The following is a 23,506-nucleotide window of genomic DNA, read 5'->3' on the forward strand; positions in this document are numbered from 1 at the left end:
GTCCGCAACCCATACACAGCGAGTCCCGAGCGTGTCCATCCTACAGTTCCTGACCAAAGTGCATTTCGATTACGGCAGCCGCCGCGAACTTCCCGGCGAGCTGGCCCGCAACGGGGTCCAGCGTCCGCTGTTCGTCACCGACAAGGGCCTGATCGCCGCGGGGGTGTTCGCGATGGCGCTGGAACCCCTGGGCGGCACGGGCGGGGCGCCCGTGTTCGACGCCACGCCGCCCAATCCCACGGAGGATGCCGCGCAGGCAGGGTATGCGATGTTCACGGCGGAGCGGTGTGACGGGATCGTTGCCGTGGGCGGCGGTGCGGCGCTGGATCTGGCCAAGGCCATCGCCGTGCTGTGCGGCGATCCCGCGCCGCTATGGGAATACTGCAACCGCCACGCCAGGCCACGCCCCGTCGTCAACACGCCGCCCCTTGTCGTACTGCCGACCACCGCCGGCAGCGGCAGCGAGGTAGGCCGCTCCGCGGTGATGATTTTTCGTAACGGGGTAAAGGCGGGCGTGGGCTGTCCCAATGTCATCAAGGCGGCCATCTGCGATCCGGAGCTCACCCTGGGGCTGCCGCCCTATATGACCGCGGCCACGGGCATGGACGCGCTGTCGCACTGCGTGGAAACCTACTGTTCTCCCACGATCAATCCGCCGGCCGATGCCATCGCGCTGGATGGCCTGAAGCGCGTGTACGCCAATATCGAGCGAGCGGCCAGCCATGGCGGCGATCGTGAAGCGCGGTGGAACATGATGATGGGTGCGCTCGAAGGGGCCATCTGCTTCCAGAAGGGCATGGGCGCGGTCCACTCGATGTCGCATGCGCTGGGCGCGCTGAACTACCACCACGGCACACTCAACGCCATCCTGCTGCCGCACGTCATGCGCTACAACGCGCAATCGCTGGGCGGCAAGCTGGGCACGCTGCGGCAGACCATGGGATTGCCCCAGGACGCTGACCTGGCCCAGGTGTTTCAGGATTTGAACCGCCGGTTGGGATTGCCTCCGGGGCTGAAGGCGCTGGGCGTGGACGACGCCATCTTCGAATCCATCGCCGATGCGTCGCTGGCGGACAATGCGCACAAGACGAACCCGCGGCCGCTGTCCCGGGAAGACTATCTGGTCCTGCTGAAGGCGGCGTACTGACCGCGGAGACGACCGCATCGGCGCAGGCGCGGCGTGTCAGCCGCCGCGCGCTATCATGCCGGGGAAACGCGGGAGGGCGTCGCCATGCAAATCATCGGTATCGATCACGTCGTGCTGCGGGTCCATGCGCTGGCGCGCATGGTGGACTTCTACGAGCGGGTGCTGGGATGCGAGGTGGTCCACCGGCAGGAAGACCTTGGCCTGGTGCACCTGCGCGCCGGATCGTCCCTCATCGACCTGGTCGACGTCGCCGGTACGCTGGGAAGGAAGGGCGGTGCCGCGCCGACGGCGGGGCAGGGCCACAACATGGACCATCTGTGCCTGCGCGTGGCGGACTTCGATGCCGATGCGATCCGCCGCACACTCGAAGCCCAAGGCGTACAGCTGGGTGAGACGGCCGAGCGCTACGGCTCGACCGGCAAGGCCACCTCGGTCTACCTGGCCGATCCCGAAGGCAACGGCCTGGAATTGCGCGCGTAGTGCGCGTAGGGCGCGCTCTTACTGCGGCGTGATCTTCGCTTCCTTGATGACCTGCGCCCACTTGGCGGTTTCGGACTGGATGAAGGCAGCGAACTGCTCCGGCGTCCCGCCGCCGGCCTGGCTGCCCGTATCCTCGATGGCCTTGGCCACTTCCGGATCCTTCAGCACCGCGTTCAGCTCGGCGTTCAAGCGGTCGATGATGGGCCGCGGCGTGCCGGCGGGCGCCACGATGCCTTGCCAGTTATACGATTCGTAGCCCGGCAGGCCGGCTTCAACCATGGTGGGCACGTCGGGCAGCACGCTGATGCGCCGCGCGGACGTAACGGCGATGGGCCGCACCTTGTCGCCCTTGATGGCGGGCAGGGCGGAATAGCCCATTTCGAACATCATGGTGATGTGCCCACCCATCAGGTCGGTCGCGGCCAGGTTGCCGCCTTTGTACGGCACATGGGTGAGATCGATGTGTGCCTGCTCCGCGAACATCTCGCCGGACAAATGGTGCGCGCCACCCACGCCGGACGACCCGAACGTCAGCTTGCCGGGTTCAGACCTGGCCAGCGCGATCAGCTCCGTCAGGTTCCCGGCCTGGACGGACTTGTTCACGCTGAGCACCAGCGGGCTGTTCTCGATCAGGATGACCGGAGCGAGGTCTTTCAAGGGATCGTAGGGGATGCTCTGCATCAGACTGGGATTCACGGACATGGGCGCCAGGTTGCCCGTGCCGAGGGTGTAGCCGTCGGGGTTGGCGCGGGCGATGAACGTGGTGCCGACCACGCCGCCGGCGCCTGCCTTGTTCTCCACGACCACCGGTTGTTTCAGGCGCGGCTCCAGCTTGCTGGCGATCAGCCGCACGCGCGTGTCGGCGAAGCCGCCGGGGGCGTAGGGCACGACGATGGTGATCGGTTTGGACGGCCAGTCGCCGGTACCCTGGGCCATTGCCGGCGTGGCCTGCGTCAGCACGGCCGCGGCCGATACCGCCGCGGCCAGCATGTGCTTGGCGTATGTCTTCATACTGTTCCTCATTATGGATGTGCATCATGCGGCGCCCACCGCAGGTACGCCACGGCTCGATGATATCCGCGTGCAGGGGGGCCATCGTCATGAAACGGTCATCACGGCGCGGTATTCATGCCGGCCTGTGCGACGCCTGGCGTGACCCGTCGCGCCGCGCCGGTCTTGGCACAGGCCCGTCTCGCTATATTTCGCTACTCACGGATTCATGGATACTTCCTCACGCACGGAGCCGTCTGCCGCAGACCCTGCCGCACGCAATCGGCTGCTTACGCTGGCCACCGGCCCGGGCGGTCTCATCTGCGCTTTCCGCTTCGGTGGCGAACGTCCCGTGCGCCTGAACTGGGACGACATCCAGGCGCCCGCGCCGGTGGCGCCGGGGCAATTCCTGTGGATCCACCTGAAGATCGCCGACAGCCGCATCCACGACTGGCTCGAGCGCGTCGACGACATTCCGCCCGCCGCGCGCGCATTCCTGGCCGGCCATGACAGCCGGCCGCGACTGCACATCACCGACCAGGGTGTATACGGCCTGTTGGTGGACCTGAAGATGGACGCGGGCGACGCGGACAACGAAAAGGGCGTGCTGCATTTCTACATGGACGGCAGCCGGCTGATCACGGTGCGCCGGGGCGCCCTGCGTTCCACCGACAGCCTGCGGCGCCTGGTCGAGGAGGGCGCGGATTTCGATTGCACGCCCGCGTTGCTGGCCCGGCTGCTTCAGTGCCTGTCCGAAGGCTTCGCGGACAAACTGGAAACGCTGACCGACGATGTCGACGACATCGAGGCCTCCGTGCTGTCCGATCGCAAGGAAACCGACCGCAGCGCGCTGAGCGCCGTGCGGCGGCAACTCGCCGAATTCCGCCGCCACATCCATCCGGAACGCAACATCCTCGGCCGGCTCTGCACGCTGGGACATGACTGGGCCAACGCCCGCGCGCTGGATCAACTGGCGCAGGTCATCGACGGGCTGCACAGCCTGGGCGCCAATATCGACGCCTTGTATGAACGCGCCAAGCTGCTCCAGGAAGAGGTCGCCTCGCAGATGGCGGAGGAAATGAACCGCAACCTGGTGGTGTTGTCGGTGCTGACCGCCTTGCTGATGCCCGGTACGCTGCTGTCCGGCATCTTCGGCATGAATATGGAGGACGTCCCCGGCCTGCGGACACCCGGTGCGTTCTGGTACGTGCTCGCCCTGATGGCGATGCTGGGCGCCGGCATGCTCGCCTTGCTGAAGAAACTCAAGCTCTGGTAGGGGGGCGTCGGGCGCGGCGAGCAAGCCGTCGAGCGCCTGATGCCGTGCCCCGCTACGACAGGATCTCCGGCATGGTGGTCCGCATGGCCTGCAGGAACAAGCGCAGCCGCGCCGGGTAAAAACGCGCATACGGGTACACCAGATACACGGGCAGGGGCAGGCCGCGCCATTCCGGCACCAGGTGAACCAGCCGCTTCTGCCGCAGGTCGGGCAGCATCAGCCATTCGGAGACCAGCGCCGCGCCCAGGCCCTGGGCCGCCGCGTTGCGCAGCGCGTACAGGCTGTCCGTGCTCAGCTTCGGCCGTATCGGAAAGCGGTAGGCGGCGTCATCGCGCTGGCGCGTGAGCGCCACTTCGTCCTGGTAGAAGGTCCGCATGGCGAGCCAGGGCAACGCCGCGAGATCGCGGGGATGCCTGGGCGTCGGCAGCCCCTCCAGCAGCCCGGGAGCGGCGACCACGATGCGTGAAACCTGGGCAAGCTGGATCGCCACGACGGAAGGATCGTCGACCATGCCGACCTGGATCGCGCAGTCTATGCCTTCGGCGATGTAGTCGGGACGCCGGTCGTGCAGCAGCCATTCCACCTGGACACGCGGATAGCGGCGCAGGTAGGCAGCCAGCGGTTCGATCAATTGTTCCTGCCCGAAGGCATGCGGGGCCAGTACGCGCAGCGTCCCTTCGGGCTCGTCGCCCATGCCGCGCAGCTCCGCGTCCATGGCATGCCAGCTTGCCAGCAGGCCCTTCGCATGGGCATAGCAACGTTCGCCGTCCAGCGTGGTCTTCATCACATGGGTGGAACGCTGCAGCAGGCGCAGGCCGAGCAGGCGCTCCAGCGCCTGCAGCCGCCGGCTGATGGTGGGCTGCGTGGTGCCCAATTCGCGCGCCGCCGCGGACAGGCTGCCGGTTTCGACGATACGCACATAGGTCTGCAGGAGCTCAATGCGATCGACTCCTGGATTTCCTGGCTCTTTCATGCGTTTATCGTATATCAGTTCTACAGCCATGCCCACTACAAGCCCTGCAGCCGGCTCCTCATAATCACGCCAGTCTGGTTTTCTAACGAGGTGTGAAGATGTCGTCCATTCAAACGGCGTATGCAAGCAGCGCCCCCGCGGAGGCCGCCGCGTCGCGCGGGCTGGTACTGCTCCTGTCCGTGGCGGCCGGGTTGAGCGTCGCGTCGCTCTACTACAGCCAGCCCATGCTGGCGGTACTGGGCGCGGAGCTGCACGCCAGCGACGCCGTGCTCGGCCTGGTACCGACGCTGACACAGCTGGGATACGCGTTGGGCATCCTGCTGCTCGCTCCGCTGGGCGACCGCTACGATCGGCGCCGGATCATTCTGCTGAAGACCGGCCTGCTTGCGGTGGCGTTGTTGCTGGGCGGTCTGGCCCAGGGCGCGGGGATGCTTATCGCCGTCAGCGTCGCCATCGGGCTGGCGGCCACGGCCACGCAGGACATCGTGCCGGCGGCCGCGACATTGGCCGCGGCCGAGCAGCGCGGCAAGGTGGTGGGCACCGTCATGACCGGCCTGCTGCTGGGCATCCTGCTGTCCCGCGTGGTCAGCGGCTTCGTGGCCGAACACGCCGGTTGGCGCGCCATGTACCTCGGCGCCTCGGCCGGCGTCGTGTTGATCGGGGTCGCCATCTGGCACGGCCTGCCGCGCTCTGTGGCAACCACCGACCTGAGCTATGGCCAACTCCTGGCCTCGCTCGTGGCGCTATGGCGCGAGCATGCCGCCCTGCGCCGCGCCACCTGGGCGCAGGGCCTGCTTTCCGTGGGGTTTGGCGCGTTCTGGTCCACCCTGGCGGTGATGTTGCACGGTGCCCCATTTCATCTCGGCAGCACGGCGGCCGGCGCTTTCGGCCTGGCCGGCGCGGCCGGCGCGTTGGCCGCGCCCTTGGCGGGACGCCTTGCGGACCGCCGCGGCCCGCAAGGCGTGGCCGTCGCCGGCGCCGCCATCGCGCTGGTGTCCTTCCTGGCCATGCTGGCGGCCCCCTGGATGCCGGTACGGGCGCAGCTGTGGCTACTCGTCCTTGGCGCGGTCGGATTCGACTTCGGGGTGCAGACGGCGCTGATTGCGCACCAGGCCATTGTGTACGGGCTGGTCGCGCACGCCCGCAGCCGCTTGAATGCGCTGCTGGTGACCGGGATGTTCATCGGCATGGCCGCGGGCGCCGCGATAGGCAGCCTGGCGCTGGCGCAATGGGGCTGGGCAGGCGTGGTCGTGCTGTCGGCCGCCGCCTCGGCCGGCGCGCTGGGATTGCGGTGGGCCACGCCGCGTGCCTAGCGACGGGCGCGACCCACGCGGGCCGCGTTACAGCACGGCGTCGCGCGTACGGCCGCCGCGCGTGGCGGCATAGCTGGCGACGAATGCACCGATCAGCATGGAGAGGAAAGCCCACAGGGCAAACCCTGCTGCGGCCTTGCGGGCCGTGTCGGCGGCCTCGCGCGCCTTTTGTTTGACTTCGTCGGCGGTCTGCCGGGCGCGGTTGATCGTATCGTCGATGCGCTTTTCCGCGGTGGGCTGGTCGACGCCGGTCTGCGTGGAGATCACCCGGGCGACGTATGTCTTGTCTTCCGGAGTGATGGATCCGCGCGCCAGGCTGACGGCGAGGATGCGGCCCACCTCTGCCTTCGCAGCATCGCCTTGGGCGGCGTCCGGGCGATCGGAGCGGAACAGGCTGTCGACGAAGTACTGCGCCGAGGGACCTGCGCCCTCCGCACCGCCGCCACCCGCCGCGGCGGGCACCGCGGCCGACACGGCGGACCCGACGCCGGACGCCGCGCTGGCGCCCACCTGGGCCGCTCCGCTGACCGCAGAAGACAGCCCGGAGCCCAGCAGGAACGCGCTGACGACGGCGCCGACCGCCCACACCAGGAATCCATGCGCGGTATCGCGGAAATACACCTCGTCGGAATGGGTGTCGACCCATTTGGTGCGCAGGCGACCGGCGATATAGCCGCCCAGTCCGGCGGAGATAAGCTGGATGACGACCAGCCAGATGATGGCGCCTATCCCGAGTGTCTTGGCCGAAGCGCCATCGTCCCCCCAGGGCGACATGGACGCGAACCCGAAGCCCGCGCCGGCCAGCAACAGCATCAGGTAGGTCGCGGAAGCGACGAACGCGCCGGCCAGCACGGCGCCCCAGGAGACCGCCGAACCGAAGGACTCGCGCTTGCCAACGGATGCGGGCGAGCCGGAGCTATGCAATGTGGTGCTTTCCATGGAATTCCTCTCTGTTGAACGAAGGTTCAAGGGGAGAGCGCAAGCAACCGGCATACCCGCGCGCGGGAAGCCGCATGGAATATGCTGCCGGGGGCCGCCCGGTATGGAATGCGCGATCGTTCCGGAGGCGGTCCCAAAGGTTCGACGCCGTATCAAGAATGATCGCCCGGCACCTCTTTTGGCCCGCGGTCCCCGCGGGCAAGTTCCCGGCGCAGCCGTTCGTATGCGGTCAGTCCCAACGCGATGGGCGCCGCCCGATGGATGAACTCGACCAGCTTTTCCGCGCCGCCGCCTATTCTCGCCACCTGGTTCAGGTTGACGATGATCGACCGCGAGGCCTGGAAAAACGGTGGCGACGGCAATTGCGGTCGCAATCGGGTAAGGGTGGCGTGTATCAATTCGGATGTACCGTCCATGCAGCACAGCCGGACGTAGTCACCCTGGGCGAGCAACGCCGACAGGGTCTGGACCTTGATCTGCCGCACGCCGTTGCGGCTGCGGACGACAAGATGCGCCTCCTGTGTGCTGGGACTCCTCATCCGTCGCAACCGGCCCAGCGTGGCGTTCAGCCGTTGGGCGTCGACGGGCTTCAGCAGGTAATCCAGCGCCGCCACGTCGTAGGCGCGCACGGCATGGTCCGCATGGGCTGTCACGAAAACGACGGCGGGTACGGTGGCGAGCCTGCCCAGCAGGTCGAATCCCGTGCCTTCGGTCAGCTCGATGTCCAGGAAGAGCACGTCGGGTTGCAGTTGCCCGATCAATTGCGCCGCGTGTTCCTGCGTGGCGGCTTCCCCGACGATCTGTACATCGCTGTGCGCTTCCAGCAGGCGGCGCAGATAGCGGCGCGCGGGCGCTTCGTCATCGACCAGGATCACACGTTGCATGGCGCCCCTTGCACGGTGAGCGTGGCGACGGTGCGGTCCGCGCGCTGCTCCAGGACGAAGCGGCCACGGCCCGGATAGTGCAGGGCCAGGCGCTGCCGCAGGTTGTCCAGGCCGACGCCGTTGCGCGCCGTATCGGCCGGGGCGTCCAGTGTGCCCGGGTTGTCCATTTCCACGACCAGGGCGCCATCCGCCATCCAGGCGCGCAGGTTGATGGAAAAATGGAGCTGGTCCGCCCGCATCCCATGCTTGATGGCATTCTCGGCCAGGCCCTGCAACGCCATGTGGGGAATGCTCGCATGCAGGGCGGCAGGATCGATGTTGGCCCGGTATGTGAAGCGATCACCGAATCGCAATGCCTGGATTCCAATGTAGGTCTCCAGCGCCGCGACTTCTTCCTCGAGCCGGCAGGTGGCGCTGTGGCGCTTGCTAAGCGAATAACGCAGGTAGGAGGCCAGCCGGCGGGTCATTTCTTCGGCGATCACGGGCCGCTCGGCGATCTCGGCCACGATGGTGTTGAGCGCATTGAAGAGGAAATGCGGCTCGACCTGCAAGCGCAGCGATTCCAGTTCCAGCCGCAGGGCGCGGGTTTCGGCGTGCATGATCGACATGCGGGCCATCCGCGCGTCGAGTTCCGCGCTTACGCCGAAGTACACCAGGGTCCAGATGGAATAGATTCCCAGGTAGTAGACGAATCCCATGGAAAAGCCGTTGCGCGGCACGTAGGTCACGGCGTCCGGTGGAAAAAGCCCGTGCAGCGAGTGCGCGATCAGCGCGCCGACCGCCGCCGCGATCACGCACAGCAGCGCGGCGATCGCCACGGCCGCCGCCTTGCTGGCGCCGGGATGGCGTGCATGGAAGATGGCCCCCGCGCTGGTGGCCAGAAAACCCAGGCTGTCCAGCACGAGGGTCAGCGCCAAGGCAAGTCCGGCGTGGCCGAAGGCTGCGAGCCGGATCAGAAAGCCGATGGTGGCCAGGCAGAGCCACCCTATGGTTTGCGCCCGCCAGAAGCCAGGTCCGGTATCCCCTTCGGTCAAATTCCTGAAAGTGGCAGCCGATTCCATAGGGGTGGGCGATGAGGCGGGTTGTGGTATTCGGATCGGACGCGCGGTCGGTTCGCCGAAGCGCCCGCGCGGGCGGTCCCAAAAAGGCAGAGGACCAAGCCGTTCGCGAAGAATAGCCGCCACACCCAGCGGCAACAAGTGTCGGTCCCGTTGTTTCGCCCAAAGCCAGCGCGGCGCACCACGCGAGGAGGGCTGTCTGAACGGGACGCTTGCTTACTGCGGCTCTATCCTGGCGTCGACCGCGCGCTGCGTCCATACCTTGCGCTGGGCCTGTGCGAAAGCCTGGTGTTCCGCGACCGAGTTCGGCGATACGTGCATGCCCAGGGCTTCGAAACGCCGGACGGTATCCGGATCCGCCAAAATGGCGGCCACTTCCCGATTCAGGCGCTGCACCACCGGGTCCGGCGTTCCCGCCGGCACGGCAACGCCCACCCACACGACCAGGTCGAAGTTCTTGTAGCCCAGCTCGGCCAGCGTCGGCACGTCCGGGAATGCCGGGGCGCGCGATTGCCCGGTGAAGGCCAGCCCGCGCAGCTTGCCGGCCTGCATGAAGGAAGTTACCACCGACAGGTCGGCGAAAAGATAGTCCACATGGCCGCCCAGCAGATCGGTCACGGCCGGCGGCTGGCTCTTGTACGGCACGCCGTTGGCGGTGGCGCTGGCTACCGTGTTGAACGTCGCGCCCGCGATCTGGCTGGTGGGCGAACCGTAGGCATAGTTCAGCGGCTTGCTCTGCGTGGCCTTGATCAGTTCCTGCGTCGTCTTGTATGGGGCATCGGCGCGCACCACCAGCATCATCGGTATGGTCGCGATACGGACCACATGGATGAAGTCGCCCGTAGGGTCATACCCGAGCTTGCGAAACAGTGCCGGAGTGGCCGAATGCGTGGAGCTGCTGGTCAGGATCAGGGTGTAGCCGTCGGGATGCGCGCGCGCGGCGGCCATCGAACCTATTGTGCCGGACGCGCCCGGCTTGTTCTCGATCACAATCGGGACGTTGAGCCGCGGTCCCAGCTTTTCCGTCAGGATGCGCGCGCTCGTGTCCGTCGCGCTGCCCGGCGAGAACGGCACGATGATGGTGATGGGCTTGTCGGGATAGGTGTCGGCGGCCTGCGCGGCCCCACACAGCGCCGCCACGGCGCAGCCCGCGCCTATTGCCAACAGCCGCCTGCGCGCGCGGTCCAGTATTCGGGTCATGCCTGTCTCCTTTGTTGGAGAGCCATGGGGGCTCGCCTTGCTTATGCCTGCCGCATGATGCGCCGCACCGGCTTATCCCAACAAGGGACTAATATTCATAGACTTATTCCGATTCTGGATCAATCGGCCGCGGCCTCGCGCGCGGCCAGGTAGGCCTCGGTGTCGGCCAGGAAGGCCGCCGCCGCCAGCGAGAGCCGGGCGCTGTGACGCTGGATCAGCCACAGTTCATGCCCGTGCCTGCGCGCGTTCTCGATGGAAATCACGCGCAGCCCGAGCTTCCTGGCGAGGTCGGCGGCATAACCGGGGACGACGGTAATGCCCATGCCGGCGCCCACCAGGTTGAGCGCGGATGTCAACATGCCCACTTCGATTTGATATCGGAACTCCAGGTCGAGTTCAGCGGCCACGCGATCCAGGCTGCGCCGCACGCTGTAGACATTGCGCAGCGCGATATGGTTGTGGGCGGCCACGTCGGCCCAATGGACGGAGCGCTTGCGCGCCAGCGCGTGCCGCGGGGCACACACCGCGTACATGGTGTCGCGATAGATGACGCGGGCAGCCAGCTCCTCGACTGGCATCTCCAGCGATACGATGCCGAAGTCGGCGCGGCCGTGCCGCACATGGGCGATCGTCTCGTCGCTGGAAAGTTCGAACAGATCGAGCCTGACGCTGGGGTGGGCCCGGTGATACGCGGCCACCACATCGCCCAGCAGGCCAACCATCATCAACGGCGAGCTGGCCACGCCGACGTTGCCCCGTTGCAGCGACCGCAGACCCGACATGCTGCGCTCAGCCGAGCGGACGATGCCGAGGATCTCCTGCGCATAGGCATAGAAGTCCGCGGCGCCGTCGCAGGGTTTCACGCTGCGGGTGGACCGTTCGAACAGCGGCTGGCCGACTTCCGCTTCCAATTCCGCGCAAAGCTTGCTGACCGCCGATTGCGTCACGAAGGCCGCGCGCGCGGCAGCCGTGAAGCTGCGCAGCTCGTACAGCGCGCAGAAAACGCGCAATTGCTTGAGGGTGATATTCATGGTTCGCCACGTGCTCGATGCGCCGCGCGGCCATGGCCGCTCAGCGCGCAGTGTCCAGGATATAGCGATCCGCGTCCTGTCGCGGCGCCAGGCCGCGGATGTCGCCCGGCGTGCGGGAGAACCGCACGGGTATGGCGGTGGCCACCACCGACCCTTCGGTGGGATGCTCCATGCGCCGGAAGAACCCGGTGGCCTGCAGATGCGGGTCCTCGAACAGCGCTTCGGGGGTGTTCACGCGCGCATGCGGAATGTCGGCATCCGCGAGCAGGGCCAGCCATTCGTCCGTGGGGCGCACAGCTACGATGTCCGCCAGGTCCCCGTAAAGGGCATCGAAATGGCGCGCCCGCGCCGCGGCGTCGATGTAGCGGGGATCCCGGGCCAGATCGTCCCGCTGCGCCAGGGCGAAGAAGCGTCGCCATTGGGCGTCGGTATAGGGCAGCAGGCCCAGGTAGCCATCCCGGGTGCGATACGGCCGCCGTTGCGCGGACAGGACCCGTCCATAGCCCATGGGACCCTGGGGCGGCTCGAAGGTGTGGCCGCCGAGATGTTCGACAAGCAGGAACGAAACCAGGGTTTCGAACATCGGCACTTCGATGGCCTGGCCCTGGCCGGACCGTTCGCGTTCGTAAAGCGCCATCGGAATGGCGTAGGCCAGGGTCAGGCCGGCCACCTTGTCAGCCAGGATGGTGTTCACATAGGTTGGCGCGCCGGTGTGGCGTCCCTGCAGGTCCGCCAGACCGCTCATGGCCTGGATGATATCGTCGAAAGCGGGCCGGGCCGCATAGGGCCCGTCCTGGCCGAAGCCCACCGCCGCGCAGTGAACCAGGCGGGGATTGCGCGCGCACAGGGTCGCGGCGTCCAGGCCCAGGCGTGCCAGGGCGCGGGGACGCACGTTGGAGATGAAGACGTCGGCCGTGTCGATCAGGGCCAGCAGGCGCTCACGGTCGGCCGCGGTCTTGAGGTCCAGCGTGATGCTTTGCTTGTTGCGGTTCAGGTTGAGGTAGGCGGGCCCCATCCCCGCGTTCACGGCAGGCGCCGTACTGCGGAATACATCGCCCTCGGGCGATTCGATCTTCATCACCTCCGCCCCCATATCGCCCAGGATCTGGGTGGCATAAGGGCCCATGGCGACCGAGGTCATGTCGATGATCCGTATCCCGTGCAGGGGGCCCGCCATTACTTTGGCTCCCGATGCTGCTTGCGGGCGAGGAAGGGCGCCATGTATTCGGACGGCTCACTCGTGGTGAAGGCGTCGCCGAAGACCTCGACGCTGCGGTCCAGGCCGGCTTGCATGCTGGATGTGGTCCAGTACCGCAGCAAGGCCTTTTGCGAACGGATCGCGCGCGGCCCGCTGGCCACGATGGGCGCGACCGTGCGCGCCACCAGCGCATCCAGTTCGCCGGGCTCGCAGACGAACTGCAGGAAACCCCACCGCAACGCCTGGTCCGCGTCTATTGTTTCGCCGGTGAGCAACAGCCAATTGGTGGCGCCCGGGCCGATCAGGGCCGGCAGCAGCACGGCATGGACAACGGAAGGAATGCCCACACGGACTTCCGGCATGCCGAACACGCTATCGCGCCCGCCGAGGCGGATGTCGCAGGCGGCGGCCAGCTCCATGCCAGCACCCAGGCAAAATCCGGGGATCCGCGCGATGGTGGGCACCGGGGCATGGGCGACCGCTTCGCACAATTCGCGCAAGTGGGTGATGAAGATGCGCGCGCTTTCGGGGTCCAGCCCGGACATCTCGTGGATGTCGGCGCCCGCCACGAAGGCGCGGTCGCCGGAACCGCGCAGCACCAGCGCGCGGACATCGTCCTGGGCGCAGATCCAGCGGACCGCTTCGGTCAGCCCCAGCATCGCCCGCGTGGACAGGATGTTCAGGCTCTTGGCCTCGTGGATGGCCAGCGTGTACACGCCCTGCGCATCGCGCTCGATAAGACTATGGGCGAAATCTGGAATGGCCGCGCTCATGGTAGTTTGCCTCCTGGTGTCGTCCGAGGATGCTAAGCGCCGCGTTTGATCGCAACAAACGATTAATTTTCATGGAATAAGTCCAGATCGGAATAGGCGCCGCCTTCCTTTATTCCGGGTTTTCCCTAGTGACGGCCATGTCGATGCCGGTGTCGCTGAGTCGTCGTAGGAGTACATCCCACCCTTTCTGATAGGTGCATCGACATGGCTACTGGAACCGTCAAACTTCATCGCGTGTTGCGCGCGCCCCCGGAACGCGTCTATCGAGCCTTCCTGGAACCGGAGGCCATGGCGAAGTGGTTGCCGCCCTACGGATATACCTGCCGGGTCCACCACATGGAGCCCAAGGTCGGCGGCACCTTCAGGATGTCGTTCAGGAATTTCGGCACGGGCAATGAGCACGCCTTCGGCGGTGAGTATCTTGAACTCGTCCCGCACGAAAGAATCCGCTACACCGACCGCTTCGACGATCCCAACCTGCCTGGCGAGATGGTGGCCACCATTTCGTTGCGCCAGGTCTCCTGCGGAACGGAGATCGACATCGTGCAGGAAGGCGTGCCGGCGCTTATCCCGGTCGAAATGTGCTATCTGGGCTGGCAGGAGTCGCTGGCCCAGTTGGCCAAGCTGGTCGAGCCGGAAATTCCCGGCTGAGTGGCATAGCACATCGGAAGGTCGCCAGCGGAGGATCGCTGTGTGGTGCGTTCCTCCAATGCCTGTCAGGCGACCGGGCGATCCCTATCACGCGACCGCGATCTCGACATCGATATTGCCGCGCGTGGCACGCGAGTACGGGCAGGTCTGGTGCGCCTCATCGACCAGGCTGCGCTTCTGCGCGTCGTCCAGGCCGGGCAGCGCGACCCGCAGTTTCGCGGCCAGGGCGTAATTCGCGCCGCCCGACGTCTTGCCCAGCGAGACGCTGGCCTGGACCGCCACATCTTCCGGCACCTTGATGTTCAGCTTGCGGCCGGCGAGCTGGATGGCGCCCATGAAGCAGGCCGACCAACCCACGGCAAAGAGCTGTTCGGGATTGGTGCCCGGCTTGCCGGAGCCGGGAGAACCGAGCTGGACATCCAGCGCGCCGTCGCTGGAGGTGCCGCGCCCGTCGCGGCCTCCCGTGGTGCGGGTTTCAGCGGTGTACAGGACGGTTTCGAGCGCGTGGGACATGGTGACTCCTTCGGGTCATTGGAAAATGCGCCCAGTACACCGCGACCCGGTATCCGCACTATGTCAAAACACCGTCCTGTATGCATGCCCGCGTATCGCGCCGGGTAGCTCGGTACATTGCGATACAGCGAGCAAGCGTCCCTGATGCCACGGACCGCATTTTCATAGTGAGCCATTTTCCTGCGCAGCTCTTACAATCGCCGGCGGCTTGGCGGTTTGGCTCGACGGCAATATCAGTGATGTGCTCGAGCGCCGGGGCGGACCTGCAAGCCGATAGTCCTCTGGTCCCTCAGTTTCGACCCACACTGCCATGTGGTCAGTTCATCTCACGCGCACATATGAAAAATAAAAGCCGTCTGATTGTCCCGCCGCAGTTTCCTTTCGTCTCCGCCGCCCCGGCGGATGGACACCGCTCCCCATATTCCGCTTCACAGCTCTCCGCTCCGGTGCCGCCGCGCAAGCTCTTTCTGGCGCTTGCGATCCTGTCCATCGCGGTGCCCATGGGCGTGCGGGCTGCCCCCGGAGACATTGCCAGTGGCGGGGGCCGTGGCGGCCATGGCGCCGACGCAACCAATGGCGACGGCGGCGCGGGCGGAGCAGGCGGAATCGCCGGCGGCGGCGGCGGCGGGGGAGGCGGACAGACCGCGACGCCCGGCGTGCCGACCGATGGCGGCGCCGGCGGGGCGGGCGCGACGTTGAGCGGCGCCGCACAGAGCGGCAGCGCGGGCGCCAACAGCGGCCGCCCGGGGGGATCGGGCGGACTGATCCTGAGTTCCGATGCCAGTTCGGGCGGCGGCGGAGGAGGCGGCGCGGGAGGCTTTACGGGCAACGGCGGCAATGGAGGCGACGTGCTGGCCTTGGGCAGCAACGTCAATGCGGCCGCCAACGTAAGCCTGTCCTCCGCGGCGTTCGGCCCGAGCGGCTCGGACGGCGACTTCGGAGCCGATGTCGCCGGGGGGGGCGGTGGCGGTAGCGGTGGTTCAGGGGGGATGGTCTTTACCGCGCCCAACGCAACGATATCCACGGGCGGCCAACCGATCGCAGGCGGTACGGGGGGCGCCGGCTTCAATACCGTGGCCGGCGGAGGAGGAGGCGGAGGCGGCGCAGGCCTCGTGCTGGCTGCCGGTGGCACGGTCGACCATGATGGCGCCATCATCCTGGGCGGCCTGGGTGGCGCGTCCGGCTCGGGCCTCACCGCCGGCGGCGATGGCGGCGCGGGTGTCTTTCTCATGGACGGCGGTGAGTTGCGCAACAACGCCGGTCCGGTGCAGGGCGGGCAGGGCGGCGGCGGCTTCGGCCGCTTCGGCGGCAATGGCGGCGCAGGCGTATTGGCCAACCGCGGCAGCATCCTGAACAACGCGCAGATCGTCGGCGGCGAGGGTGGCACGGCGCCCAGCGGCGGCGCCGGGGGGGACGCCGTCGTCGCCAACGGAAGCAGCATCATCAATGAGGCGGGGGCACAGATTACCGGCGGGCGGGGCGGCACGTCCACCGGCTCCTTCGCAGCTGGCAATGCGGGCGCCGGCATCCGCTTCATCAACACCGGCGGATCCTTGCTGAACCTGGGCGCCATAAGCGGCGGTACCGGCGGCACGCAATCGGGCGGCGCGGCCGGCAGCGGCGGCACGGCGATCATCGCGCAAGGCGGCGTAGAGTTGTCCAACGGCGGCGCCATCGCCGGCGGCATGGACAGCGCCAACGCGGTGCGTGCCCCGGCCATCGCGCTAAGCGGGGGCGCCAACCGCCTGACCCTGCAGGCCGGCTCCGCCATTCTGGGCCAGGTCGTCAGCACGAGCGGGACAGCGCCAGGCGGTGACGTCCTGGCATTGGGCGGCGATACGACGGACGCGTCGACCACGTTCGATGTGGGCCAGATCGGCGCCTTGGGCGGCGGCGCGCAGTACCAGGGCTTCGCCGGCTACCAGAAGACCGGGGCCAGCATCTGGACGCTGACTGGGTCCAATACCGGCATCACGCCTTGGACCTTGCGCGGCGGCACGCTGTCCATCGATTCCGACGGCGCGCTGGGCGACGTGTCGGGGGGATTGGCGTTCGACGGCGGTGTGTTGCGCAATACGGTCGCCATCGATACCGCTCGCGGCATTGTCGTGAACCCGGGCGGCGGCACCTTCGAGACGATCCAGCCGCTGACGCTGCAGGGCGGGATATCCGGGAGCGGGGCGCTCGCCAAGACCGGTGCGGGGACGCTGACGCTGAACGGCGTGAGCACGTATACCGGCGCGCTGGCGATCCAGGCCGGCAAGCTGGTGGTTGGCGATGGCACGCACGCCAATGCCTCGCTGCCCGGCACGGTCATGGTCGGCAGCGGTGCGATGCTGGGTGGTCAGGGGACCGTGGGAAGTACGGTGGTCGCGGCGGGCGGCATCATCGCGCCGGGCAACTCCATCGGAACGCTGCACGTCTCGGGCAACCTGACCCTTGCGCCGGGCTCGGTGTACCAGGTCGAGGTGGACTCGGCTTCGTCGGCCAGCGATCGTATCGACGTCAGCGGCACGGCGGCGCTGGCCGGCTCGGCCGTGCACGTGGGCCCCGACGGCAATTTCACTACCGCGCGCGATTACACCATCGTGACGGCTGCCGGCGGCGTGCAGGGACGCTTCGACAACGTCGGCAGCAACTATGCCTTCCTGGATCCACAGATTTCCTATGGAGCCAAGGATGTGACCTTGCGCATGCAACTGAAGCAGGTGCCCGACGACGGCGGCTCGGGCAATGGCGGCGGTAATGGCGGCGGTAATGGCGGCGGTAATGGCAATGGCAATGGCAATGGCAATGGCAATGGCGGCGGCGAGAATGGCAACGGTGGCGGCAACGGCAATGGTGGGGGCAACAATGGCGCCCCCGGCGGCGGCGCCAACGGCGGAAGCGGCGGCACGCGGCCGATCCGCTTCGCGGATGCGGCCGACACCGGGAATCAGCGGGCGGTCGCCAACGCCGTGCAAAGCCTTCCGCAGGACAATGCCGTCTATGCGCGTGTGCTGAACTTGCCGCAGGGGGCGCCCCCGGCCGCTTTCGACGCCTTGTCCGGCGAAATCCATGCGAGCGCCATCGCCATGCTGCAAGGCCTGGGCGATACCGTCGCCAGTCTCCCCGTGGCGCGCTTGCGCTCCAACCTGTACGCGGGCCTGGCGCCCGGCGCGCCCACCGCGCAACGCGGCGCCGGCGACACGTCCATGCAGGACGAGACGGCCTTCCCACGCTCCACCGCGCAGCCGGTCTGGGCGCAGGTATTCGGCAACTGGCGCACGTTCGGGGGCAACGGCAGCGCGGCCCGGCTGCGGCAATCGGACGGCGGCGTATTCATCGGTGGCGACCAGGCCATCGGCGGCGGGTGGCGGCTGGGCGGCGCCCTGGGCTATACGGGTAGCCACGCCTCATTGAAGGACCGGGCCTCCACCGCGGATGTGGACAGCTACAGCGCCACGCTCTACGGCGGCAAGGCGTACCAGGCCGGCCCGGGACGAATCGAATGGACGGTCGGCGCCGCCTATACCTGGCACGACATCGACACGCAGCGCGATACGGCCGCCGCGGGCCTGGGCGATACGCTCGAAGCCAGCTATCACGCCAGCACGGCGCAGATGTTCACCGAACTGGGCTACCGGCTGCCCGTGGGCGACGGCATGGCGCTGCAGCCCTTCGCCGGTGTGAACTACAGCGATCTGCGCGTAAGGGGTTTTTCCGAATCCGGCGGCGCCGCCGCCCTGGACGGCGAAGCGCAGCGCAATAGCGTTACCACTAGCACCCTGGGACTGCGCGGCGAGGCGCGCTTCGAATCCGCCGGCCTGCCCGGCCGGGTCCATGCCATGGCCGGCTGGCGCCACGCCTTCGGCGACCTGGATCCGTCGACCACCATGGCCATGGGCGACAGTGTGCCCTTTACGGTCGCAGGCGCGCCAATTGCGCAGGACGCCGCCGTCATGGAAATAGGGGTGGACATGCGGGTAACCAAGGCAACCTCGGTCGGTGTCGCCTACACCGGTCAGTTCGGCGGCGGCAACCGGCAGAATGCCGGAAGCGTCAGCGTGGCATGGCGGTTCTGAAATCTTCGGGCCTGGCCGCTGCCCAGCCCGAGCCACCCGCGACGCCGATCGTGAAAGGCGGGCCGCCAGGGTGACCAGGCGCGCGCGACCGCGCTGGGACACGCCGCTGGCGGCCTGGTTCACGGCGCGGGCCTGGAAGCCCGCTGCGTTCCAGCGCGAAACGTGGCAACGCTACCTGGCCGGCGAGTCCGGCCTGCTGCATACGCCCACCGGCAGCGGCAAGACGCTGGCGGCGTTCGGGGGCCCGCTGCTGGAAGCGCTGGCCGATGGCGCGGCGGCGCAACCGGCGAGGGGCGAGGGGCCCCGGGTGATGTGGGTCACGCCGCTGCGCGCGTTGGCCGCCGACACGGCCCGCGCCCTGGCGCAGGTCACCCAGGACATGGGACTTTCCTGGACCGTCGCCCTGCGCACCGGCGACGCCAGTGCCCGCGACAAGCGACTGGCCCGCCAGGGCAAGGCCGACGTGCTCGTGATTACGCCGGAGTCCCTGGCCTTGCTGTTGTCATACGCCGATGCCTCGCTGCGTTTCGGCGCCTTGCGATGCGTGGTGGTGGACGAATGGCACGAACTGCTGGGCAGCAAACGTGGCGTATTGCTGCAACTGTGCCTGGCGCGGCTGCGCCGGCTGTCGCCGGCCTTGCGCACCTGGGGCTTGTCGGCCACCCTGGGCAACCTGGAGGAAGCGCGCGATGTGCTGCTGCCCCACGCGCCGGACAGCGCACTGGTGGCCGGCGCACGAGCGCGCAAAGTCCGCATCACGACCTTGTTGCCGGAACGCAATCGCGCGCTGCCCTGGGCTGGCCACATGGGCCTGTCTCAACTGCCGCGTGTATTCCAGCGATTGTTCGACGTGCGCGCCAGCCTCCTGTTCACGAATACCCGCGCCCAGGCGGAGCTCTGGCATCGTGCGCTCCAGTCCATCTGGCCGGAGAATCCCGCCACGCTGGCGCTTCACCACGGCTCGCTGGACCCGGGCTTGCGGGCAGCGGCTGAACAGGGTTTGCGCGACGGCAGCATACGCTGCGTGGTGGCGACCTCCAGCCTGGACCTGGGCGTGGATTTTCCCGCGGTGGACCAGGTATTGCAGATCGGCAGCCCCAAGGGCGTTGCACGCCTGCTGCAGCGGGCAGGGCGCGCGAAACATCGCCCCGGCGAATCCGGCCACGTCATCTGCGTGCCGGCCCAGGCGCTGGAACTCGTCGAATACGCGGCCGCCCGCCAGGCCATCGCGCGCGGCGCCATCGAATCGCGGCCGCCCCCACGCGGCAGCCTGGACGTCCTGGCGCAGCATGCCGTAACGCTGGCGCTGGGCGGCGGCTTCGACGCGGGCGCGCTGTACCAGGAAGTGAAGGCCACCCATGCCTATGCGGAACTCGATCCCGCGACCTGGCAGGCCGTGCTGGACTTCATCGTGCAGGGTGGCCGGGCGCTGGGCAACTATCCGGAGTTCCGGCGTGTCGAAGTCGACGACGATGGCAGGTATCGCGTGCACGATCGCCGCATCGCCCTGCGCCACCGGCTGTCCATCGGCACGATTACCGCTGACGGCGCAGTGGCCGTGAAGTATCTGCGTGGCGGCGGCCTAGGTTCCGTGGAAGAGGGCTTCCTGGCACGCCTGCGGCCGGGCGACCGTTTCCAGTTCGCGGGCCGCGCCCTGGAGCTGGTGCGGCTGGAGGGCATGACGGCCTACGTGCGGCGAGCCAAGGTCGGCAATGGCCCGGTCGCCACCTGGCAGGGCGGACGCATGCCCTTGTCCACGCAGCTGGCGCGCGAAGTGGAAGCGCTTTTCGCCGAGCCGGGGGCGCACCCCGAAATGCGCGCCGCCGAACCGCTGCTGCGCATACTCGAACGGATCGACGCCTTGCCCGGCCCCGGACGACTGGTTGCGGAACGCGTCGGGACGCGGCGCGGCATGCATGTGTTCCTGTACCCATTCGCCGGCCGCGCGGTGCACGAAGGCATGGCGGCCATGATGGCGCTGCGGTGGGGCAGGCTGCAGGCCAACACCTTCTCGTATACGGTCAATGACTACGGCCTGATGCTGACATTGGCGCAACCGGCCGAGCTGGACGAAGCGCTGCTGCGGCGGCTGCTGCGGCCGGAAGGCATGCGGGAAGACCTGCGCGCGGGCGTCAATCTGGGCGAACTGGCCCGCCGCCAGTTCCGCGAGATCGCCCGTGTGGCGGGGCTATTGGTGCCCTCGTTCCCGGGGCGCGAGCTACGCTCGCTGCGCCAGGTGCAGGCGTCCAGCGGCCTGCTCTACGACGTCCTGCGCCGTTACGATCCGGACCATCTTCTGCTTGCGCAGGCCGAACGCGAGGTCTTCGAATCCCAGCTGGAGGCGCCGCGCCTCATGGCCGCGCTACGCGATTGCCAGGACCGGACGCTCGCCTTGCGCGCATTGCCAGCCCTGAGCCCTTTGTCCTTTCCCCTGTGGTCCGAAAGCCTGCGCGGCCAGTTGAGCACCGAAACATGGCAGGCCCGCGTCAAGCGGGCCGCTGCGCAGTTGGAGAAGCGCTATGCCCGCGTCGCATGACGACGCCCTCACCATGACGATCGCGGATGAAACCCTGGTCCTGCTCGGGGCGCGCGCGCTGTATTGGCCGGCGCGCCGCCGCCTGGTTATCGCCGACCTGCACCTGGGCAAGAGCCATGCATTCCGGCGCGCGGGCATCACCGTTCCAAGCGGCGCCACGCAGGATGACCTGCAACGCCTTTCGGGACTGTTGGACGCGACCGGCGCCCATGAGCTATGGATCGTCGGCGACGTCCTGCATGGTCCGGCATCCAGGGCCGGCTGGCGCGATACCTGGACTCGGTGGCGGCAGCAGCAAGGCAGCCTGGACGTGGCGGCCTTGACCGGCAATCACGACCGCGCGCTGGACGGGCCTGCGCTCGGCATCCGCCAACTGGGCGAAGCGCACCACGATGGCCCGTTCCTGTTCCGGCATCTGCCCGACCCGGATCCGATTGGCCGGCATGTGATCGCGGGGCATGTGCATCCCAAGGCGCGCATACCAGGGGTGCCGCGCGCCTGGCCCGCATTCTGGCTAAGACCGGGCATCACGGTGTTGCCCGCGTTCTCCGCGTTTACCGGCGGCCATGCGATAGAGGCGGACCAGGGGGAGTCGCTGGTGGCATGCGTGGAAGGGGCGGCATTGCGCCTGGGTTGAGCACCGGCGGACGCTGTACCTCGGGCGTCGCGGCGGCCAGGATGTCTGGGCGGCTGCCGTTGCGCGGCGGGTAGATGCGTTGCTGGTTTATGACCTGCTTGGTTTCCTTCGCCTGCCGACCCTGCGCCACGACCACGCGGTCCCAGCCCTGCGCATACACGGCGCCGGCGGGGCCCAGATCGATGATGTTGGTGTACCAGTCGATATCCAGCGCGAGCATATCCAGTCCGTGGAGCTCGCAGACCGCATTGTGGCCCGCGTATCGTCCCATGGGCCGCGCATGCTGGCACGACATGACGGAGGCATGCTCGCCATCGATCAAGGCGTGCGCCACGTCGCCCGCGGCGAAGACATCCGCCACGCCTTGTACCCGCATGAAGGCGTCCACCAGCAGCCGGCCCTGTGCATCGCGCTCGGCCGGGACGCAGGCCGTGAGTTCGTTGGCCCGCATGCCGGCGCACCATACGACGGTGGCGGCGTCGATGCGGTCGCCGTTCGACAGCGTCACCCCCTGGGCGTCCAGCACGGCCACGGCTACGCCAGGCAGCAACTCGATGCCCAGTTCCCTGCAAGCCCGTTCGATGACCGCTTGCGCTCCGCCGAGATGGCCGGCGATCCGGGCGCCGCGGTCGACCAGCATTACGCGAATAGGCTCCGGCGCGTCCTTGCCGGAACTTGCGCTCGCCACGGTCCGCAAGCGCGCAGGCAACTCGCATGCAAGCTCGACTCCGGTCGCCCCCGCGCCGACGACTACGGCAGTAAAGCGTCCAGGGCAGGGAGGCATCCCGGCCAGGCCAGCGATGTGCCGGCCCAGCCGCATCGCCTGGGCATAGGTGTCGACGTCGAACAGGCAATCGTCGGCGTGCGGTAGTGCCGGCCGGACCACATGGCTGCCACTGGCGAGCACCAGCTTGTTGTATGTGAGATCCTGGGGGCCGTCCTGCGCCTGCACGCGGATCGACCGCCGCAGCGTATCGATGCCGGTGACCTTGCCCACCGTCAACGCAACGCCGATAGGGTCCAGTACCGACCGCAACGGCACCAGGGTTTGCCGCAGATCGTCCTCGTAGTTGCGCACGCGGATGCTGTGCTGGTCATCCGGATTGACCAGGGTGATCCGCAGCGGCTTGTTCAGGATGTCCGCCATGCGGGCCGCCCCAGCGGCGCTCCACAGCCCCGCGAAACCGCCGCCGATTACGAGTATGTCGTTCATGTCGGGTAGCCCTCCGGAACCATGATGCATTCGACGCTGGATGCGGCGCTTTGCATAGTATGCCTACGGCTGAGGGCAGGGCGGTATCCCGCGGGCGCGCGCGACATCCGGCGCGGCCCATCCCCATGGCGAGTACCTAGAACGGCTTGGCCACGGCAAGGCCCAGTATGGCCAGGGTGGCCGTCGCCACAATCAGCGGCGTCAGCCGCCACACGCTGGCTTGCTGGCCCGCCGCACGAAGACGAAGCGCCCGCGACTGCGCGCCGTGGATACCGGACAACAGCACGACCAAGCCGACCTTGGCGCTTAACCAGGTATACCCGAGCCAGTGGCCCTGCATGGCCAGTCCCAAGCCAAACACCCAGGTAAGCAGCATGGCCGGGGTGATGACGATACGGTTCCAACGGCGCCACCTGGCTGTCGCCGATCCGCTGTGGGCTGTATTCGGCGCGTCGGCGACCAGGACCAGCGACAGGACCGATACGCCGGCGACGAAGACGAACGCCGACGCAACGTGAACGGCCTTCATCCAGGTGTATAGGACAGCGAACGTCATTTTTTGGGTATCCGGGGGCCAGGACCAAGGGGCGCGGACATGCTCGCCGTGCCGGGCCGAAGTCTAGCCCATTC

20 protein-coding genes are annotated in these 23,506 nt (G+C 67.8%); 8 read left to right on the top strand and 12 right to left on the bottom strand.

Features of this window, described 5'->3' with window-relative positions; all coding sequences use genetic code 11:
- The first annotated feature begins 31 nt into the window (after window positions 1-31).
- Window positions 32-1,147: an iron-containing alcohol dehydrogenase gene (locus BAU07_RS12355; RefSeq protein ID WP_066658019.1), complete on the top strand. Its 1,116-nt coding sequence runs from the start codon at window positions 32-34 to the stop codon at window positions 1,145-1,147.
- 84 nt (window positions 1,148-1,231) lie between these two features.
- The gene (locus BAU07_RS12360; RefSeq protein ID WP_066665364.1) at window positions 1,232-1,627 is read left to right on the top strand and encodes a VOC family protein; all 396 of its coding nucleotides are present in this window, start codon (window positions 1,232-1,234) and stop codon (window positions 1,625-1,627) included.
- A gap of 18 nt (window positions 1,628-1,645) precedes the next feature.
- Here BAU07_RS12360 and BAU07_RS12365 read toward each other — a convergent pair whose 3' ends face one another.
- Window positions 1,646-2,638, bottom strand: coding sequence for a Bug family tripartite tricarboxylate transporter substrate binding protein (locus tag BAU07_RS12365; protein ID WP_066658022.1), 993 nt, complete (start codon window positions 2,636-2,638; stop codon window positions 1,646-1,648).
- A gap of 208 nt (window positions 2,639-2,846) precedes the next feature.
- Here BAU07_RS12365 and BAU07_RS12370 point away from each other — a divergent pair, with 208 nt between their 5' ends.
- Window positions 2,847-3,893, top strand: coding sequence for a CorA family divalent cation transporter (locus BAU07_RS12370; RefSeq protein WP_084025655.1), 1,047 nt, complete (start codon window positions 2,847-2,849; stop codon window positions 3,891-3,893).
- A 52-nt stretch (window positions 3,894-3,945) separates the two neighbouring features.
- Here the strand turns inward: BAU07_RS12370 and BAU07_RS12375 are convergent, their stop codons facing one another.
- A complete protein-coding gene (locus BAU07_RS12375; protein ID WP_066665367.1) occupies window positions 3,946-4,866 on the bottom strand; it encodes a LysR family transcriptional regulator in 921 nt (306 codons plus the stop codon).
- 98 nt (window positions 4,867-4,964) lie between these two features.
- On the opposite strand from BAU07_RS12375, the gene BAU07_RS12380 reads away from it, so the two are divergent.
- Window positions 4,965-6,179, top strand: coding sequence for an MFS transporter (locus BAU07_RS12380; RefSeq protein WP_066658031.1), 1,215 nt, complete (start codon window positions 4,965-4,967; stop codon window positions 6,177-6,179).
- A 27-nt stretch (window positions 6,180-6,206) separates the two neighbouring features.
- On the opposite strand, the gene BAU07_RS12385 is transcribed toward BAU07_RS12380, so the two are convergent.
- The 7 genes from BAU07_RS12385 to BAU07_RS12415 all read right to left on the bottom strand — a co-directional run bounded on the left by BAU07_RS12385 (window position 6,207) and on the right by BAU07_RS12415 (window position 13,262).
- Complete coding sequence (locus BAU07_RS12385; protein WP_066658034.1) at window positions 6,207-7,118, bottom strand: hypothetical protein; 912 nt, start codon at window positions 7,116-7,118, stop codon at window positions 6,207-6,209.
- 152 nt (window positions 7,119-7,270) lie between these two features.
- The gene (locus BAU07_RS12390; protein WP_066658037.1) at window positions 7,271-8,002 is read right to left on the bottom strand and encodes a LytR/AlgR family response regulator transcription factor; all 732 of its coding nucleotides are present in this window, start codon (window positions 8,000-8,002) and stop codon (window positions 7,271-7,273) included.
- A complete protein-coding gene (locus tag BAU07_RS12395; protein WP_232338296.1) occupies window positions 7,990-9,036 on the bottom strand; it encodes a sensor histidine kinase in 1,047 nt (348 codons plus the stop codon). Before BAU07_RS12395 ends, BAU07_RS12390 begins: the two co-directional genes overlap by 13 nt.
- Before the next feature lie 240 nt (window positions 9,037-9,276).
- Window positions 9,277-10,260: a Bug family tripartite tricarboxylate transporter substrate binding protein gene (locus BAU07_RS12400; protein ID WP_084025657.1), complete on the bottom strand. Its 984-nt coding sequence runs from the start codon at window positions 10,258-10,260 to the stop codon at window positions 9,277-9,279.
- Window positions 10,261-10,379: 119 nt separating this feature from the next.
- Window positions 10,380-11,291, bottom strand: a complete 912-nt coding sequence (locus BAU07_RS12405; RefSeq protein WP_066658041.1) for a LysR family transcriptional regulator — start codon at window positions 11,289-11,291, stop codon at window positions 10,380-10,382.
- Window positions 11,292-11,331: 40 nt separating this feature from the next.
- Entirely contained in the window at window positions 11,332-12,468 is a 1,137-nt protein-coding gene (locus tag BAU07_RS12410) for a CaiB/BaiF CoA transferase family protein (RefSeq protein WP_066658043.1), read from the bottom strand.
- Complete coding sequence (locus BAU07_RS12415) at window positions 12,468-13,262, bottom strand: enoyl-CoA hydratase (protein ID WP_066658044.1); 795 nt, start codon at window positions 13,260-13,262, stop codon at window positions 12,468-12,470. Before BAU07_RS12415 ends, BAU07_RS12410 begins: the two co-directional genes overlap by 1 nt.
- Window positions 13,263-13,466: 204 nt before the next feature.
- Between BAU07_RS12415 and BAU07_RS12420 the strand changes: the two genes are divergently transcribed.
- Window positions 13,467-13,913: an SRPBCC family protein gene (locus tag BAU07_RS12420; RefSeq protein ID WP_066658045.1), complete on the top strand. Its 447-nt coding sequence runs from the start codon at window positions 13,467-13,469 to the stop codon at window positions 13,911-13,913.
- Window positions 13,914-14,000: 87 nt separating this feature from the next.
- On the opposite strand, the gene BAU07_RS12425 is transcribed toward BAU07_RS12420, so the two are convergent.
- Entirely contained in the window at window positions 14,001-14,426 is a 426-nt protein-coding gene (locus BAU07_RS12425) for an organic hydroperoxide resistance protein (protein WP_066658046.1), read from the bottom strand.
- Between the two features lie 338 nt (window positions 14,427-14,764).
- Between BAU07_RS12425 and BAU07_RS27670 the strand changes: the two genes are divergently transcribed.
- From BAU07_RS27670 to pdeM, 3 genes are all read left to right on the top strand, one after another.
- A complete protein-coding gene (locus tag BAU07_RS27670; protein ID WP_157122205.1) occupies window positions 14,765-18,490 on the top strand; it encodes an autotransporter outer membrane beta-barrel domain-containing protein in 3,726 nt (1,241 codons plus the stop codon).
- 70 nt (window positions 18,491-18,560) lie between these two features.
- A complete protein-coding gene (locus tag BAU07_RS12435; RefSeq protein WP_066658049.1) occupies window positions 18,561-21,026 on the top strand; it encodes a ligase-associated DNA damage response DEXH box helicase in 2,466 nt (821 codons plus the stop codon).
- Window positions 21,010-21,663 carry a ligase-associated DNA damage response endonuclease PdeM gene (gene pdeM / locus BAU07_RS12440; RefSeq protein ID WP_066658051.1) on the top strand — a complete coding sequence of 218 codons (654 nt, stop codon included), beginning with the start codon at window positions 21,010-21,012 and terminating at the stop codon, window positions 21,661-21,663. Before BAU07_RS12435 ends, pdeM begins: the two co-directional genes overlap by 17 nt.
- On the opposite strand, the gene BAU07_RS12445 is transcribed toward pdeM, so the two are convergent.
- Complete coding sequence (locus BAU07_RS12445) at window positions 21,581-22,876, bottom strand: NAD(P)/FAD-dependent oxidoreductase (RefSeq protein ID WP_066658053.1); 1,296 nt, start codon at window positions 22,874-22,876, stop codon at window positions 21,581-21,583. The genes pdeM and BAU07_RS12445 overlap by 83 nt on opposite strands.
- A 136-nt stretch (window positions 22,877-23,012) precedes the next feature.
- The gene (locus tag BAU07_RS12450) at window positions 23,013-23,432 is read right to left on the bottom strand and encodes a CopD family protein (RefSeq protein ID WP_066658055.1); all 420 of its coding nucleotides are present in this window, start codon (window positions 23,430-23,432) and stop codon (window positions 23,013-23,015) included.
- Between the last annotated feature and the right edge of the window lie 74 nt (window positions 23,433-23,506).

Source organism: Bordetella flabilis (assembly GCF_001676725.1).
In the GTDB taxonomy this organism is placed as follows: Bacteria; Pseudomonadota; Gammaproteobacteria; order Burkholderiales; family Burkholderiaceae_B; genus Bordetella_C; species Bordetella_C flabilis.